Source organism: Exiguobacterium sp. s141 (assembly GCF_018618085.1).
Taxonomy (GTDB): Bacteria; Bacillota; Bacilli; order Exiguobacteriales; family Exiguobacteriaceae; genus Exiguobacterium; species Exiguobacterium mexicanum_A.
The window spans coordinates 1-756 of the sequence record NZ_JACSLJ010000019.1 but is presented as its reverse complement, the minus strand read 5'-3'; the positions used below and the strand labels follow the sequence as shown (position 1 = coordinate 756).

The 756-nt window shown below is 53.6% G+C and carries 1 protein-coding gene; it reads right to left on the bottom strand.

The window, feature by feature from the left end; genetic code table 11:
• Positions 1–128 precede the first annotated feature (128 nt).
• Positions 129–756 (bottom strand): RNA-guided endonuclease InsQ/TnpB family protein (locus tag KNP74_RS14810; protein WP_214764707.1); only part of this gene is annotated, 628 nt, incomplete at its 5' end.

Genomic DNA, 756 nt, shown 5'->3' with positions numbered 1-756 from the left:
CGCAAGCCCATCCCTTCAGGATGGGTGGGATTCTGAAGTGCCCGTGCGGACGCAGGCCATTTCTGTTTTGTCCGAGCCTTCAGATGAGGGTGTGCCATCACCCCTCCTGAGACAGACCCTATAGGTTCTCAGGCTGGTTGACTGTCACCATCAACCACAGGTGCGTATCGGATGTTCATCGCACCGACTAAATCTCTATGCTTCTTGAATCCGCATGAACACGAATATGTTCGATCTTTCGCTTTATTTCGGCTCCCGCAAGAAGGACATGTCTGAGATGTGTATGCAGGGTTGACATATTCGACCTTGATTCCTTCTAACTTCGCCTTGTATTCGATGAATGTTGCTAAGCGATAGAACGACCAGGTGTGCAGGTTCTTATTGTTTTTACGGCTTGTTCTTGCCGTCTGTCGGATGTTCGCCAGTCTTTCGAGGCGGATGACAGAGATGTGGTTCTCTTTCGCGAAGTCGACGATCCCACGGCTCACCTTGTGATCCTTGTCTCGCATCCAGCGCTGTTCTTTGTTGTCCAGTTTCTTGATCGCCTTCAGTTTCTTGTGTTGACCGAGCTCTTTCCGCTTCGCCCGGAACTTGCGCTTCATGTACTTGTTCTCGCGCCCGTTCCCGAAGAACCGCGCTTTGTCGCAGCCCGTGGACGCGACGGCAGGGACTTTCAGGCCGAGGTCCACCCCGAGCACGTTGGTGCCCGTCTTCTCCGTCGTGCGGATCGTGACGGCGATCTGGGCGATCCATTTG